Origin of the sequence: Streptomyces sp. NPDC056231 (genome assembly GCF_048270745.1) — a bacterium.
In the GTDB taxonomy this organism is placed as follows: domain Bacteria; phylum Actinomycetota; class Actinomycetes; order Streptomycetales; family Streptomycetaceae; genus Streptomyces.
In genome coordinates, this window is the sequence record NZ_JBLVKW010000085.1 from 1 (window position 1) to 15,648 (window position 15,648).

At 70.2% G+C, this 15,648-nt stretch carries 14 protein-coding genes; 9 read left to right on the plus strand and 5 right to left on the minus strand.

The window, feature by feature from the left end; translation table 11 throughout:
• Positions 1-457: 457 nt before the first annotated feature.
• Both ACNPQM_RS37160 and ptsP read left to right on the plus strand, forming a co-directional pair.
• Positions 458-907 carry a PTS sugar transporter subunit IIA gene (locus ACNPQM_RS37160; RefSeq protein WP_358860998.1) on the plus strand — a complete coding sequence of 150 codons (450 nt, stop codon included), beginning with the start codon at positions 458-460 and terminating at the stop codon, positions 905-907.
• Between the two features lie 75 nt (positions 908-982).
• Positions 983-2,653, plus strand: coding sequence for a phosphoenolpyruvate--protein phosphotransferase (gene ptsP / locus ACNPQM_RS37165; protein ID WP_358860999.1), 1,671 nt, complete (start codon positions 983-985; stop codon positions 2,651-2,653).
• Between the two features lie 59 nt (positions 2,654-2,712).
• On the opposite strand, the gene ACNPQM_RS37170 is transcribed toward ptsP, so the two are convergent.
• Both ACNPQM_RS37170 and ACNPQM_RS37175 read right to left on the minus strand, forming a co-directional pair.
• The gene (locus tag ACNPQM_RS37170) at positions 2,713-3,612 is read right to left on the minus strand and encodes a hypothetical protein (RefSeq protein WP_418087409.1); all 900 of its coding nucleotides are present in this window, start codon (positions 3,610-3,612) and stop codon (positions 2,713-2,715) included.
• A gap of 67 nt (positions 3,613-3,679) precedes the next feature.
• Positions 3,680-5,656 carry an acetoacetate--CoA ligase gene (locus tag ACNPQM_RS37175; RefSeq protein ID WP_418087410.1) on the minus strand — a complete coding sequence of 659 codons (1,977 nt, stop codon included), beginning with the start codon at positions 5,654-5,656 and terminating at the stop codon, positions 3,680-3,682.
• Positions 5,657-5,879: 223 nt separating this feature from the next.
• On the opposite strand from ACNPQM_RS37175, the gene ACNPQM_RS37180 reads away from it, so the two are divergent.
• Entirely contained in the window at positions 5,880-8,234 is a 2,355-nt protein-coding gene (locus tag ACNPQM_RS37180) for a glycoside hydrolase family 31 protein (protein ID WP_418087411.1), read from the plus strand.
• Positions 8,235-8,239: 5 nt separating this feature from the next.
• On the opposite strand, the gene ACNPQM_RS37185 is transcribed toward ACNPQM_RS37180, so the two are convergent.
• Entirely contained in the window at positions 8,240-8,845 is a 606-nt protein-coding gene (locus ACNPQM_RS37185) for an NUDIX domain-containing protein (protein WP_418087424.1), read from the minus strand.
• A 13-nt stretch (positions 8,846-8,858) separates the two neighbouring features.
• Between ACNPQM_RS37185 and ACNPQM_RS37190 the strand changes: the two genes are divergently transcribed.
• From ACNPQM_RS37190 to glpK, 6 genes are all read left to right on the plus strand, one after another.
• Positions 8,859-9,665, plus strand: a complete 807-nt coding sequence (locus tag ACNPQM_RS37190) for a M15 family metallopeptidase (protein ID WP_418087412.1) — start codon at positions 8,859-8,861, stop codon at positions 9,663-9,665.
• A 126-nt stretch (positions 9,666-9,791) separates the two neighbouring features.
• Positions 9,792-10,139, plus strand: coding sequence for an Mpo1-like protein (locus tag ACNPQM_RS37195; protein WP_418087413.1), 348 nt, complete (start codon positions 9,792-9,794; stop codon positions 10,137-10,139).
• 49 nt (positions 10,140-10,188) lie between these two features.
• On the plus strand, positions 10,189-10,674 hold the full coding sequence (locus tag ACNPQM_RS37200; protein WP_418087414.1) for a Zn-ribbon domain-containing OB-fold protein: 486 nt from the start codon (positions 10,189-10,191) through the stop codon (positions 10,672-10,674).
• Positions 10,671-11,861, plus strand: a complete 1,191-nt coding sequence (locus tag ACNPQM_RS37205) for a lipid-transfer protein (RefSeq protein WP_418087415.1) — start codon at positions 10,671-10,673, stop codon at positions 11,859-11,861. The genes ACNPQM_RS37200 and ACNPQM_RS37205 overlap by 4 nt, the downstream gene beginning before the upstream one ends.
• 262 nt (positions 11,862-12,123) lie before the next feature.
• Entirely contained in the window at positions 12,124-12,885 is a 762-nt protein-coding gene (locus ACNPQM_RS37210; RefSeq protein ID WP_418087416.1) for an MIP/aquaporin family protein, read from the plus strand.
• 60 nt (positions 12,886-12,945) lie between these two features.
• Positions 12,946-14,463, plus strand: a complete 1,518-nt coding sequence (gene glpK / locus ACNPQM_RS37215; protein WP_418087417.1) for a glycerol kinase GlpK — start codon at positions 12,946-12,948, stop codon at positions 14,461-14,463.
• Between the two features lie 157 nt (positions 14,464-14,620).
• Here the strand turns inward: glpK and ACNPQM_RS37220 are convergent, their stop codons facing one another.
• Together ACNPQM_RS37220 and ACNPQM_RS37225 are read right to left on the minus strand one after the other, a co-directional pair.
• Entirely contained in the window at positions 14,621-15,226 is a 606-nt protein-coding gene (locus tag ACNPQM_RS37220) for a GTP-binding protein (RefSeq protein ID WP_418087418.1), read from the minus strand.
• Positions 15,207-15,644 (minus strand): DUF742 domain-containing protein, encoded by a 438-nt coding sequence (locus ACNPQM_RS37225; RefSeq protein ID WP_418087419.1) that lies wholly within the window; start codon positions 15,642-15,644, stop codon positions 15,207-15,209. The genes ACNPQM_RS37220 and ACNPQM_RS37225 overlap by 20 nt, the downstream gene beginning before the upstream one ends.
• Positions 15,645-15,648 lie beyond the last annotated feature (4 nt).

Consider the following 15,648-nt stretch of genomic DNA (forward strand, 5'->3'; position numbering starts at 1 on the left):
TTTGTACTCACCCTCTCGGGCTTTCCTCCGGGCTTTCCCTTCGGTCTTGCGTTTCCGACTCTATCAGACTCTTTCGTGTCCGATTCCCGGTCGAAACGGGTTCCGCTTTCCAGTTCTTCGCTTTCGCGTTTCCCTTTCCGGCGAGTCCGACTCTATCAGGCCTTTTCCGTTTTCTTGACCAGCTGCCTGCAGGCATGCAGGCGCCGAATCCGAATTAAGGTCTGGGCTTGATAGTCGCTGCCGACCCCCGACTCAGTGTCGTGCTGGGGCCAGGCAGGAGCACGACAGTACAGGGATCAGGTAGTCGAGGCAAATCGTCGCCGGTGCACCTCTAGGTCCGCGAAGCCGCAGGACTCGGGCGGAACCGGGACTTCTTATGACTTACCCTGCTGAACAGTACGTCGTCCCTGACAGGCCGCGGCGGCGCCAAGTGAAGCTTCACCCCGGGAGGCTCCCCATGACCACTGTGACGTCACCTGTTGCCGGACGCGCCATCGGACTCGCGGCGGTACCCGACCCGGTCTTCTCCGGCGCGATGGTGGGACCCGGAACTGCCATTGATCCCGTGCGCGAACCGTCGGAGGCCGTTTCGCCGGTGGACGGAATCATTGTCTCCCTGCACCCGCACGCATTCGTCGTCGTGGACGAACAGGGGCACGGGGTGCTGACCCACCTGGGCATCGACACCGTGCAGCTCAATGGCGAGGGCTTCGAGCTGCTCGTCAACAAGGGGGACACCATCACGCGCGGTCAGGGCATCGTGCGCTGGAACCCCGTCGCCGTGGAGGAGGCCGGCAAGTCCTCGATCTGCCCGATCGTGGCGCTGGAGGCCACCGTCGAGTCGCTGTCCGACGTCCGTGAGGACGGGGATGTGCAGGTCGGCGACGCGCTGTTCGGTTGGCGGTGAAGCACCCGGCGCGGTATCAGGGAGTCGGTACACATGGCGGTGGCACGGGATCGCCGCACAATCGGAGACGGTGAAATGGAGACAACGCTGCGAGGCGTCGGCGTGAGCCACGGTGTGGCGATCGGCCAGGTTCGGCACATGAGCACGGCCGTGCTGGAGCCGCCGGCCAAACAGATCCCGGTGGAGGAGGCCGAGCGAGAGCAGGGACGTGCTCGACAGGCTGTGAACGCTGTTGCGGCCGACCTGAACGCGCGCGGCCATCTGGCCGGCGGCGAGGCACAGGCCGTGCTCGAGGCACAGGCCCTGATGGCGCAGGACCCCGAGCTGATGGCAGATGTGGACCGGCGGATCGCCGTCGGGAGCAGTGCCGAGCGTGCCGTGTACGACGCCTTCGCCGCCTATCGGGCTCTGCTCGCCGCTGCCGGGGAGTACCTGGCGGGGCGGGTCGCTGACCTCGATGACGTTCGCAACCGAATCGTGGCGCGGTTGCTCGGAGTGCCGATGCCGGGTGTACCGGACAGCGACGAGCCATACGTACTCATCGCACGGGACCTGGCACCTGCCGATACGGCGCTGCTCGACCCGACGCTGGTGCTCGGCTTCGTCACCGAGGAGGGCGGACCGACCAGTCACAGTGCGATTCTCGCGAGGGCGCTCGGTGTGCCGGCCGTAGTGGCTCTCCCCGGGGCCGGTGAGCTGGCCGAGGGCACCATGATCGCGGTGGACGGCAGCACCGGCGAGATATTCGTCGAGCCGAGCGACGAGAAGCGTGCCGAAATGGAGAGCGTCGCGGCGGCGCGCAAGGCTGCGCTGTCCGCCTCGACCGGTCCGGGTGCGACGTCCGACGGTCACAAGGTGCCGCTGCTCGCCAATGTGGGCGGGCCCGGCGATGTGCCGGCCGCGGTCGAGGCCGGTGCCGAGGGTGTGGGGCTGTTCCGTACGGAGTTCCTGTTTCTGGACGACAGCAAGCAGGCGCCGTCCGAGGAGAAGCAGGTCGCGGCGTACCGGGCGGTGCTGGAGGCGTTCCCCGAGGGGCGTGTCGTGGTGCGGGTGCTGGATGCCGGCGCGGACAAGCCCCTCGACTTCCTGACGCCGGCGGACGAGCCGAACCCGGCGCTGGGTGTGCGGGGACTCCGCACTCTGCTGGACCACCCGGAGGTGTTGCGGAGCCAGCTGACCTCGCTGGCGAAGGCCGCCGAGGGGCTACCCGTCCATCTGGAGGTCATGGCGCCCATGGTGGCGGACCGCACGGATGCGAGGGCGTTCGCCGACGCGTGCCGGGCGGCCGGGCTGCAGGCGAAGTTCGGCGCGATGGTGGAGATCCCGTCCGCCGCTCTCCGGGCCCGCTCGATCCTGCAGGAGGTGGAGTTCCTGTCGCTGGGCACCAATGACCTGGCGCAGTACACCTTCGCCGCCGACCGTCAAGTGGGTGCGGTGTCCCGGCTGCAGGATCCGTGGCAGCCCGCGCTGCTGGACCTCGTGGCACTGTCGGCCGATGCGGCCAAGGCCGAGGGCAGGAGCTGCGGTGTCTGTGGTGAGGCCGCCGCCGACCCGCTGCTCGCCTGCGTGCTGACCGGTCTGGGGGTCACCTCCCTGTCGATGGGCGCCGCGTCCATTCCTTATGTCCGGGCCACGCTGGCGAAGCACACGCTCGCGCAGTGCGAGCGTGCCGCTGCCGCCGCGCGCGCCGCGGATTCCGCCGATGAGGCTCGGCTCGCGGCTCAGACGGTGCTGTCGGGCGAGTAGGTCCGCACAGCCGGTCATGAAGGGGCTCCCGCCACAGGTGGCGGGAGCCCCTTCATCTGTCAGTGGTGGGTCTCCGGTGCGTCGGCACCGATGTCGAAGCCGGCGCAGTACTCCACGCCCGACTCCGGTGAGACCGGGTCTCCGGTGTCCGCGTCGGTGCAGTAGGCGCTGAAGACCTCTCCGGCGGTAAGCGGCACGAGGCTGCCGCGGGTCAGTCGCCAGCCGTGGACGCGGTCCGGGGTGCCGGGGTTGCTCGTACGCAGTACGAGTCCTCCGTGACTTTCGAGGGCGACAGCGACGGCGAGGACGGTGACGAACTCTGCTCCTTCTCCGGATTCGAGTCGGGCCGGCCCCGTCGCGCCGCGCTCGGTGTGGAGGACGGCGAGCAGTTGCTCGTTCTCCGTGGGGGTGCTGCAGACGAGATGGTGGGTGCCCGGGCCCGCCGTTTCCAGGGTGCGCATCAGGAGGTGGGAGGCCCGGTCGAAGGCAGCGCGGCCGATGTCCTGGCCGCAGTCGGCGCATTCACCGAGGTCGGCCAGGAGCACCGTGGCGTACTCCCAGGTGGCCTGGCGGACCGCTCGGGAGACAAGGAGCGGGATCAGGGTGTCGATGGGTTGCCCTGTGTAGGCGACGGTGGCTCCGGCAGCCGCGACTTCGGCGGTGAAACGGCTGCGGCTGGCCGGGGCGTCGGGCGCGAGCCCGGATTCCGCACAGTATTCCGCGTACTCCTCGGGATCGAAGAGGGCGACCGTGGTGTGCACGCCCTGGGCCGCGAGGATTTTCAGCAGGCCCTCAACCTGCTGCAGATAGACGGCGTGGTCGTCGAAGGTGAAGGTGCGGTAGCGCCGCATGGCCGCGAAGTCCTGCTCGTCGGCCAGGAGGCCGATGGTGCTCGGTGCTTCGCGGCGCAGCGTGCGTCGCATGGACGTGGTGTTCCTGGTCTTTCCGGTGTGCGCCATGAGTCCCCCAGTGCGCTGTCGAACATTGCTCACTCAGAGTAATCACGGGCACTGACAGTGCGGACCGTCAGTGGCGCTTGCGGGCCAGGTCCTCGTAGAAGTGGAGCAGTTCGAGGTTGTCGATCGAGCCGGGGTTGACGGCCTTGGCCAGCTCCGTTCCCTGGAGGAGGCGCTTGACCGGAACCTCGACGCGCTTGCCGGTGAGGGTGTGCGGAATGCCAGGTACCTCGATGACCTCGTCCGGGACGTGGCGCGGCGAGAGGTTGTCGCGGATGGTCTGTTTGATCCGGCCGCGCAGGCCGTCGTCGAGGGCGGAACCGTCGGCGAGGTGGACGAAGAGCGGCATCCAGTACCCCCCGTCGGGCTCCTCGATGCCGATGACCAGGGACTCGCGGATCTCGGGGAGGCGTTCGACCGCTTCGTAGATGTCGGCGGACCCCATCCGTACCCCCTGCCGGTTGAGGGTGGAGTCGGAGCGGCCGTGGATGATGACCGAGCCGCGGTCGGTGAGGGTGATCCAGTCGCCGTGGCGCCAGACGCCGGGGTACATCTCGAAGTAGCTGTCGCGGTAGCGGCTGCCGTCCGGGTCGTTCCAGAAGTGGATGGGCATGGAGGGCAGCGGGTTGGTGACGACCAGTTCGCCGACCTCGCCGATGAGCGGTTTGCCTGCAGGGTCCCAGGACTGGAGGTCCGTACCGAGGCAGGGCGCCTGGAGCTCGCCGATGTGTACGGGCAGGGTGGGGACCGCGCCGGCGAAGCAACTGCAGACGTCCGTGCCGCCGCTGACGGAGGCGATCCAGAGGTCGTCCGCGACCTCGTCGTGGAGCCAGCGGAAGCCGTCGGGCGGGAGCGGGGACCCGGTGGTGGCCACGCACTGGATGCGTGAGAGGTCGAAGTCGCGGCCCGGGTGGATGTCTGCCTTGCGGCACGCCATGACGTAGGCGGCGGAGGTACCGAAGAGGGTGGCGCCTGTCTGTTCGGCGACGCGCCACTGGGCGCTGACATCCGGGTAGCCGGGGCTTCCGTCGTACAGCACGACTGTGGTGCCGGTGAGCAGGCCGGAGACGAGGAAGTTCCACATCATCCAGCCGGTGGACGTGTACCAGAAGAAGCGGTCGTCGGGCCCGAGGTCGCAGTGCAGTCCGAGCTGCTTGAAGTGCTCGATCAGGATGCCGCCCTGGGACTGGACGATCGCCTTGGGAAGCCCGGTGGTGCCGGAGGAGTACAGCACCCACAACGGATGGTCGAAGGGGACCTGCTCGAAGACGGGTTCGGTGTCCGCGGAGGTGAGTACGGACCATTCGAGGGCGCCTTCGGGGGCGGCGGTGCCCAGCAGCGGGATGTGGACGACGGCGCGCAGGGTGGGGAGTTCGCGGCGCAGTTCGGCGACCGTCTCGGAGCGGTCGTGTTCCTTGCCGCCGTAGCGGTAGCCGTCGACGGTGAAGAGGACGACGGGTTCGACCTGCTGGAACCGGTCGAGGACGCTGCGGGCACCGAAATCCGGGGCGCACGAGGTCCAGACGCCGCCGACGGCCGCGGTGGCGAGGAGCGCGACGACCGACTGCGGAATGTTGGGGAGGTAGCCGCTGACGCGGTCGCCGGGGCGGACCCCCAGGGCACGGAGTTCGGCGGCGAGGGAGCCGACCTGACGGCGGAGTTCGGACCAGCTGACGGGGACCTGGGTGTGGGTCTCGTCGACATGGAGGAGGGCCGGCGCGTCGGCGCGGAGGGGGTCCTCGGCGGTGCGCAGGGCGTGTTCCGCGTAGTTGAGGGTGGCGCCGGGGAACCACTGGGCCCCGGGCATCGTGCGGTCGCCGATGACAGTCTCGTACGGGGTGGAGAACCGGATGTCGAACCAGTCGGCGACGGCCTGCCAGAAGGTGTCCAGTTCGTCGACGGACCAGCGATGCAGCTCCGGGTAGCCGCCTTCGGCCGGCGCTCCGTACCGCTCGGCCGCCCAGCTCTGGAAGCGGGTGACCGCCGCGGCGGCGATGCGCTCGGGGTCGGGCTGCCAGAGGGGGGCTTCGTTCGCTGCTGAGGTCATGGGGCGGCTCCCTGGCTGTACGGCTACGCGGGGTGGGCGTGGTTCGCGCGCACACGTGCTGGGGTGTGCGCGTGAGGCGGCTTTCACGGACGATGCCATGTGATCGTCTTCCGCACCAGGGTTCACCGCCCATGGTTGTCTGTCCGGCTATGTGGTCAGGCCACGGGTGAACGGAAGTTGAACGGAGCCCGCTGCCGCCTCGTCGGGTGGCAGGGTGAGCTGCATGAACGGTCGTGACCTGGTGCGCTCGGTGAAGTTGGTGGGTTCGGTACGGGGGCTGCGCACGGTGCGCTCGGCCTGGCGTCGGCAGCGCGCGGATGCGCGGGCGCTGCCGCCCCGTGGTGCGGAGCGGGCGAGGGTGCCGGGTCTGCTGGTGGCGGCGGAGCCCGGGCCCGGTGGTGGTGTGGTCAGGTTCGCCCGTTCGGAGCTGAGTATCCGGGTTTCGGCGGGCGGTGCGGTGTTCTGGGCGTGGGACGGGGCGGAGCCGCTGCCGTCTTACGCGCTGTCCGGTCCGGCGCCGGAGCCGGATCCGCGTGCCGTGCTGGAGCCGGACAAGGACGGCGGCTGGCAGGTGGTGTCGGAGCGGCTGACCGTGGTGGTGTCGCGGCACGGGGCGGTGGAACTGCGCACGCCTGGCGGTGTGGTGCTCCGGCGGGAGCTGCCGCCGCGGTGGTGGGAGCCGGTGGCGGGGGGTTGCGCCCGGTGGGTGCAGCGGTCCCAGCTGCCGGCGGACGCCCGGTTCTTCGGGCTGGGCGGGCGAGGGGCGGGGCCGCGGCTGCGGGACGGTTCGTACGCGCTGTGGAACACCGACCCGGGAGGGCGCTTCGGGCCCGGTGACGATCCGCTGTATCTGACGATGCCGGTGCAGGTGGTGGTCTCGGACGCGGGGACGCATCTGGCGTTCCACGACAACACCTGGGCGGGGCGGGTGACGCTCAACGAGGGCGAGGAGGGCGCCGGGTCCGGGCATGACCGGCCTGGGGTGTGCGAGGTGCGGATGGACGGGGGGCCGCTGCGCTGCTGGGTGGTGGCGGGGACGCCGGCCCGGGTGCTTCAGGGCTGGACGGCTCTGACGGGTGCGCCGGCGCTGCCGCCGTCCTGGGCGCTGGGTCCGCAGCACGCCCGGTGGGGGTTCGGGAGTGAGCGGGAGGTGCGGCGGGTGGTCGCCGGGTACCGGGAGCGGGGGCTGCCGCTGTCCGTGCTGCATCTGGACATCGACCACTACGACGACCATCGGGTGTTCACCGTCGACCGTGAGCGGTTCCCCGATCTGGCGGGGCTGGCGAAGGAACTGCGGGAGGAGGACGGGGTGCGGCTGGTGTCGATCGTCGATCCGGCGGTGAAGGCGGAGCCGGGGAACGCGGTGTTCGACGCCGGTTCGGCGGTCGGAAGCTCCGGGGCGTTCGTGCGGGACGCCCGGGGGCGGGCGGTGCGCGGGGAGGTGTGGCCCGGGGAGTGCGTGTACCCGGACTTCACCGATCCGCAGGTGCGGGAGTGGTGGGGTGACCTGTACGGGGAGCGGCTGGCTCAGGGGTTCTCCGGGGTGTGGCACGACATGAACGAGCCGGTGTCGTTCACGGCCTTCGGTGAGCCGACGCTGCCGCGGTCGGCGCGGCACTGTCTGGAGGGCCTCGGGGGCGATCACCGGGAGGCCCACAACGTGTACGGGCTGGCGATGGCGCGGGCCGGGTATGAGGGGCTCCGCCGACTGCGTCCGAACGAGCGGCCGTTCCTGTTCACGCGTTCCGGCTGGGCGGGTATGCAGCGGTACGGGGGCACCTGGTCCGGTGATGTGGAGTCGGGCTGGCCGGGCTTGCGCACCTCGCTGGCACTGGTGCTGGGGCTCGGCCTGTGCGGGGTGCCGTATTCGGGCCCTGATGTCGGGGGGTTCGACGGGTCGCCGTCCCCCGAGCTGTATCTGAGATGGTTCCAGCTGGGTGCCTTTCTGCCGTTGTTCCGTACGCACTCGGCGATCGACGCGGGGCGACGGGAGCCGTGGGAGTTCGGGCCGGAGGTGCTGCAGCACGCGAGGGCGGCGCTGGTGGAGCGGGAGCGGCTGCGTCCGTACTTCGTGACGCTGGCGCAGCTGGCCCGGCTGACCGGTGCGCCGTATGTGCGGCCGCTGTGGTGGGGGGCGCCCGGGGACCGGGCGCTGCGGGACTGCGAGGACGCGTTTCTGCTGGGCGATGCGCTGCTGGTGGCGCCGGTGCTGCAGCCGGGCACGGATCGGCGGGGGGTGCGGCTGCCGCGGGGGCGGTGGTACGACACGGTGACCGGCGAGGTGTACGAGGGGCCGGGGCAAGTCCTGATCGATGCGCCGTTGTCGCGGATACCGGTGCTGGCGCGTGCGGGTGCGGTGATTCCGGTGCGGGGCGCGGACGGGGGGCTGGAACTGGAGGTGTGGGCTCCGGCTCCTGGGCGCACCGGGGGCGGACTGGTGGTCCGGGACGCGGGTGACGGATGGGAGCAGCCGGAGGTCGAGCGGTACACGTCGCGGCTGTCGGGCGGTCGGGTCGTGGTGGAACGGGACGGTGAGGAGGGTGGGGTGACCTGCCCGGTGCGGGTGCATGGGGTGTGATGCCGTCAGCGATAGCGGTAGCGCCCTTCGAACCAGGCGCGGGCAGCCCGGGTGTGCAGGGGGAAGGCCAGTTCGGCGGGGGCTCTGAGCAGGCTGTGGCCGGCTGTTTCGTCGGTGGGGACGGATGGCGGGAGCTCGGCGGCCGGGCGTTGCGGGAGGAGGCCGAAGAGGAGCAGGTGGCCGTCCGGGGCGCTGAGGGCGTCGGCGAGGCGGACGTCCTGCTGGTCGGCCTCGATGCCGGTCTCCTCGCGGAGTTCACGGACGACCGCGTGTTGCCAGTCCTCGCCGTGGTCGATGAAGCCGCCGGGCAGGGCGAGGCGGCCGAGCCGGGGCTCGATGGTGCGGGTAATGACGACGAGCCCGGTGCCCTGCCGGTCGGTGACGGGCAGCAGGGCGATGGCGACCGGGAGGGGGTTGTGGTAAGCGATGTCGCCGCAGGCGGTACAGGTGCGCGGCCAGGTCGCGGATCCCGGTGGGTACGGTGCTCCGCAGCTGCTGCAGTGGGAATCCTTCGCCGGTTGCTCCACCTGATTCCTCCGCTCGGTTCCCTTTTCGGGCGTGGACACGCGCGGACTGTAGCCGATCGCGCTTCCGGGACACCCATGACTCATGGATGATGCGCCCATGACAGGTATCGCTTCCGCTTTCCGTGTCCTGGCAGCCACTGCCGCCGCCCTGCTCGCCTTCTCCGCCGCCACCCCCGCGGCGCAGGCGAAGACCGAGCCGAAGGCGCCCGAGGAGTTCGTCGCACTGCGTTCGGTGGACCCCACGATCATCCAGGAGATGCGCTATCCCACCGGCCACAACTTCCTGGGCGAGCCGGTCGACGGGTACCGGCAGCCGATCTGCATCCTGACCCGGCCCGCGGCCCAGGCCCTGCACCGGGCACAGACGCGGCTGCTGCGCCAGGGTTACTCGCTGAAGGTCTACGACTGCTACCGGCCGCAACGGGCCGTCGATCACTTCGTACGCTGGGCCGAGGATCTCGACGCCGGGGCGATGAAGGGCGAGTTCTACCCCCGGGTCGACAAGACACGGCTGTTCGCGGACGGTTACATCGCCGAGAAGTCCGGACACAGCCGCGGCAGCACGGTGGACCTGACGCTGGTGAGGCTGCCCGCCGCGCCGACCAGGCCGTACGTGCCGGGCGAGCAGCTGATGCCCTGTTACGCGCCGCAGGCCGAGCGGTTCCCGGACAACTCGGTCGACATGGGCACGGGATTCGACTGCTTCGACACGCTGTCACACACCGACGACCCGCGGATCCAGGGTGTGCAGCGAGCCAACCGGCAGTTCCTGAAGACCACACTCACGGATGCCGGCTTCGTGAATCTGGCCGAGGAGTGGTGGCACTACACCTTCAAGCCGGAGCTGTTCCCGGACACCTACTTCGACTTCCCGGTGGCCCAGCGGTCCGTGGCAGGGCACTGAAGCCCGCGGCAGCGCGGTGGGACGCCGAATAGCCGGGACCACCCCCGTGGGTTCCGGCCATTCGTCCCTCCTCTCGGACGCGCACCGGCCGTATCCGGTTGCGCTCCCAGCCATTACGGTGCCCGTATGTCACAGCAGACGTTCCATTCGTACGAGGAGTTCTGGCCCTACTACGTGGCGATGCACTCCAGGGCGGCGACCCGGTGGGTTCATCTGACGGGGACCCTGACCGGGTTCGCGGTCACCGCCTACGGCCTGGCCCGTGGCCGGAAGCGGTATGCGGCGGCGCTGCCCCTGATCGGGTATGGCGCGGCCTGGCCCGCGCACTTCCTGATCGAGAAGAACAATCCGGCCACCTTTGGGCACCCCGCGTGGTCGCTGCGCGGCGATGTGCAGATGATCCGGATGATGCTGGCGGGGCGCGACGGGGAGTTGGCGGAGACCGCCGCCAAGTGGCTCGCCGAGAACCGCTGACCGTGGCACACTTCTGACGTTCCGTCAGATCCGTTGCCGGGGAGGGGGTTTGTCGCACACGCGCACACCCGTGGTGGCCGGGTGGTTCACCGAGGACAGCACCGAGGGGGGCTTCCGGCTGCTGGGCACCCGGTGTTCGGCCTGCTCGTCGGTCTTCTTCCCGCGCCAGGACGCGTTCTGCCGCAATCCGGGCTGCGCGGGCGGTGAGCTGGTCGAGACGCCGCTCTCCAATCGGGGCACCGTCTGGTCGTACACCGACGGCCGCTACCGGCCCCCCGCTCCGTACGTCTCCGACCCGGACGTGCCCTGGGAGCCGTACACCCTGGTCGCGGTCGAACTCGCGGCCGAGCGCATGGTGGTCCTCGGGCAGGCACCGCCGGGGGTGGGTGTCGGGGACCTCGCAGTCGGAATGACCGTCGAGGTGGTTCCGGGGGTGCTGGACGGCGACGCGCCGGACGGTGAGGGCACTGCGTGGACCACCTGGCACTGGCGGCCCGTGACCACCGACGGTGCGGTCCCGGACGGTGCGGCATGACCGGGGATGTGGCCGTCCTCGGGGCCGGGATGCATCCGTGGGGCAAGTGGGGGCGCAGTTTCGTCGAGTACGGCACGGTGGCTGCCCGGGCCGCGCTCGGCGATGCGGGGATCGGCTGGCAGGACGTGCAGTCGGTCGTCGGCGCCGACACGGTGCGCGGCGGCTATCCGGGCTATGTGGCCGGCGCGACCTTCGCGCAGGCGCTCGGCTGGCAGGGCGCCCGGGTCACCAGTGTGTACGCGGCCTGCGCGTCCGGTGCCCAGGCCATCAACACGGCCAGGGCACAGATCCTGGCGGGCATGGCGGACGTGGTGCTCGTGGTGGGTGCCGATGCGGCACCCAAGGGGTTCTTCGCCCCGGCGGGCGGCGACCGGCCCGACGACCCCGACTGGCTGCGCTTCCGGGTGCTCGGGGCGACCAACCCCGCGTACTTCGCGCTGTACGCCCGCCGCCGCATGGCGGTGTACGGGGACACCCCGGAGGACTTCGCGCTGGTCAAGGTGAAGAACGCGGCTGCCGGCACGCTGAACCGCAACGCCCGTTACCGGGCCCCGGTGACCGCCGAGCAGGTCGCCGCCTCCGCCGTGGTCGCCGACCCGCTGCGGCTGCTCGACATCTGCGCGACCTCCGACGGGGCGGCGGCCGTCGTTCTGTCGAGCATGGACTTCGCACGCCGGCGCGGCGCGGCCGACCCGGTCCGCATCCGCGCCGTCGCCACGGTGACGCCCACCTACCCGAAGACCGTGCTCGACCTTCCGGACATCGCAACCGATTCGGCGGTCGCGGTGGAAGCCGCTCCGGAGAGCTTCCGTGCCTCGATCGCCCGGGCGGCGTACGAGGAGGCGGGCATCGGTCCCGACGAACTGTCCCTCGCCGAGGTGTACGACCTCTCCACCGCCCTGGAACTGGAGTGGTACGAGGACCTCGGGCTGTGCGCGGCGGGAGAGGGCGCCAAGCTCCTACGCGAGGGGGCGACAGCGCTCGGCGGCCGCATCCCGGTCAATCCGAGCGGCGGGCTCGCTTCGTTCGGCGAAGCGGTACCGGCGCAGGCCATCGCGCAGGTCTGCGAGCTGACGTGGCAGCTGCGCGGCAGCGCGGCGGAGCGACAGATTCCGGGGGCACGGGCCGGAATCACCGCCAATCAGGGGCTGTTCGGGCACGGATCGGCGGTCGTCGCGGTCCGCTGAGATCTTCCGGATCCGTCCGCAACGCGTGGAAGCATCCGCTCCGTGCCCTGTGAACTGGGTTTGTTGTAGGCGTTCTTGACGGCCGATCAGCGCCGGTGAACACTCCTTGCTCAGTCGCTGCCGCCACTTCCGCTCTGCGGCAGTCCGACATGGTCACCACGCTCGTCACGGAAAGCCGGGCAGGGCAAGAACCTCCCTGCCCTCGGCCTCCGTAGCCATGGAAGCGACCGGCGAGACCCGCCGGACAACCCCTAGGAGCGCCATGAGCAATGGAGACATTTTCGTCGGGGAAGTCATCGGTACGGCGATCCTCATCCTGTTCGGCGCAGGTGTGTGCGCGGCCGTCACCCTCCACCACTCCAAGGCGAGAGCCGCGGGATGGGTGGTGATCGCCTTCGGCTGGGGCTTCGGTGTGCTGGCCGGTGCGTACACCGCGGCCCCGCTGTCCGGCGGGCATCTCAATCCGGCGGTCACGGTCGGCATCGCCGTCGACACCGGGAAGTGGGACAAGGTCCCCCTCTACATCCTGGGGCAGATGGTGGGCGCGATCATCGGTGCGCTGCTGGCCTGGCTCACGTACTACGCGCAGTTCCGCGCCAACGCGGACGAGAAGACGGCCGTGCCGACGCTGGGGATCTTCTCGACCGCTCCGGAGATCCGTAGTCCGGTGGCAAATCTCGTTACGGAGATCATCGCGACAGCCGGCCTGGTGCTGCCGATCCTGGCCTTCGGGGAGAACGCCGGGGTCGGGATCGGGCCGGTGGCGGGGGCAGGGGCCGGTGTCTACGGCTCCGGAATCTCCGTACTCCTGGTGTCCCTGCTGGTGGTGGGCATCGGACTGTCGCTCGGAGGACCCACCGGGTACGCGATCAATCCGGCCCGTGACCTCGGTCCGCGGCTGGTGCACGCACTGCTGCCGATACCGAACAAGGGAACCTCCGACTGGAGTTACTCCTGGATCCCGGTGGTGGGACCGCTGGTGGGCGGGCTCCTGGCGGGCATCGTCTTCCATGCCGCCTTCTAGGGATTCCGGTCATCCAGGTTCTGCCACTTCGGCTTCTCGACCTTGCGACAAGGGGACGTCATGACGGGCAGGTTTGTCGCCGCCATCGATCAGGGCACCACATCAAGCCGCTGCATCATCTTCGGTCAGGACGGCGCGATTGTCGCCGTCGACCAGCGCGAGCACCGCCAGATCTTTCCGAAACCCGGCTGGGTGGAACACGATGCCACCGAGATCTGGACCACGGTCCAGGCCGTGGTGGCGGGTGCGCTCGCCAATGCCGGGCTGCGGGCACAGCAGCTCAGCGCGCTCGGCATCACCAACCAGCGCGAGACGACCGTGCTCTGGGACCGGGCGACCGGGCAGCCCGTGCACAACGCCATCGTCTGGCAGGACACCCGTACCGCCGCCCTCTGCCATGAGCTCGGCGGCGCGGACGGTCAGGACCGCTTCCGGGACATTACCGGGCTGCCACTGGCCAGTTACTTCTCCGGCCCCAAGGCCGCCTGGCTGCTGGACCACGTACCGGGCCTGCGAAGCCGCGCCGAGCGGGGCGAGATCGCCTTCGGCACCATGGACTCCTGGCTGATCTGGAATCTCACCGGTGGCACGGACGGCGGCGTCCATGTCACGGACGTGACCAATGCGTCGCGCACGATGCTGATGAATCTGGAGACGCTGGAGTGGGATCCGTCGATCCTCACGGCGATGAACGTCCCGGCGGCGGTGCTTCCGGAGATCCGGTCGTCGGCGGAGGTGTACGGGACGGCGGTCGGCGCACTCGCCGGGGTGCCCGTGGCCTCCGCGCTCGGCGACCAGCAGGCGGCGGTCTTCGGACAGGCCTGTTACGAACCGGGTACCGCCAAGAACACGTACGGCACCGGGAGTTTCCTGCTCCTCAACACCGGTAACAGGCCCGTGCCGTCGAAGAGCGGGCTCCTCACCACGCTCGGCTACAAGATCGGCGACCAGCCCCCCGTCTACTGCCTGGAGGGCTCGATCGCGATCACCGGGGCGCTCGTCCAGTGGTTCCGCGACCAGCTCGGGATCATCCGGAGCGCCGAGGAGATCGAGACGCTGGCGGCGAGCGTCGACGACAACGGCGGGGCGTACGTCGTCCCTGCCTTCTCCGGGCTGTTCGCCCCCTACTGGCGTTCGGACGCCCGCGGGGTCATCACCGGGCTCACCGGGTACGTCACCAAGGCGCATCTGGCCCGCGCCGTTCTGGAGGCGACCAGCTGGCAGACGCGTGAGGTCGTCGACGCGATGTACCAGGACTCGGGAGTGCCGATCACGACGCTCAAGGTGGATGGCGGGATGACGGCGAACCGGCTGCTCATGCAGCACCAGGCGGATGTTCTTGGGGTTCCGGTGATCCGGCCTAAGATCTCCGAGACCACGTGCCTGGGCGCGGCGTACGCGGCGGGGCTTGCGACCGGGGTGTGGTCGGGGCTCGACGAGCTCAAGACGCACTGGCAGCGCGATGTGGAGTGGGAACCGCGCATGGAGCCGGAGATCCGTGAGCGCGAGTACGACAACTGGCGCAAGGCCGTGGAGCGGAGCCTGGGCTGGGAGGAGGAGGGCGCCGGCAGCAGGTAGAGGCTCTCCGCGCACCGGCCGTTTCGTGGTTCCTGAGGCGGCTGCGGACATGGGCCCTGCGCGGTCCCGGAGTACGCGGTCCCGCAATCCGGTGGCCCGACGACGCGCGGCCCGTTCCCCGGTCGGCGGGGGTACGGGCCGCGTTCCGCCGCTGTGCTCAGGTGGTGGCCGGCTCGCGGAGCCGGCCCGTGTGGGCGAGTGCGTGCTCGACGACCGCCACCAGCACGTCCCGTACCGAGGACCGGTCGCGCGCATCGCACATGAGCACCGGTACCTCGGCGTCGAGGTCCAGCGCCGCCTGCACCGTCTCCGTCGGGAACCGGTCGGCTCCCTCGAAGCAGTTGACGGCGACGGTGAACGGGATCGCGCGCTGCTCGAAGTAGTCGACGGCCGCGAAGCAGTCCTCCAGGCGCCGGGTGTCGGCGAGGACAATCGCGCCCAGGGCTCCCTGGGCCAGTTCGTCCCAGAGGAACCAGAACCGGTCCTGCCCCGGCGTGCCGAAGAGATACAGCACCAGGTCCTCGCGGAGCGTGATCCGCCCGAAGTCCATGGCCACCGTGGTGGTGGTCTTGGACTCGACTCCGGCCGTGTCGTCCACCGGGCGGCCGGCCTCGCTCAGCCGCTCCTCCGTCCGCAGTGGTCTGATCTCGCTGACCGCGCCCACCAGCGTCGTCTTGCCCACGCCGAAGCCGCCCGCCACCAGGATTTTCAAGGTCACCGGCTCCACGGGCCGCCTGCTGCGGCTAGAGCGCCCGAAGGCCATTGATCACCTCGCGAAGAATGTTCACGTCCGGCAGCTCGGCCGGTGGAACGGGACGGGTCACATGCACCAGCTCGTCCTCGACGAGATCGCCGACCAGCACCCGGACCACCCCGACAGGGAGATCCAGACCGGACGCCAGCTCGGCGATCGACTGGGGCATGGTGCTGCAGAGTTCGATGATCTCCACGTGTTCCGGGGAGAGCGTCTGGTCCCGGCCGGGGTCGTCGGCCGCCGGTTCGGGGACGACAACCGCGATCAGGTCGAGACGGTGGCGGGACGCGCTGCTGGTACGGCCCCGGGTCATCGCGTACGGACGGACCACCGGCCCCGCGTCGGCGTCGTACCAGCGTGACGCCTGCGGGTCGGTGGGAGCGGCCGGGGATCCGGGGGGTGTGCCCCGGGACGAGTCAGCGCTCATGCCC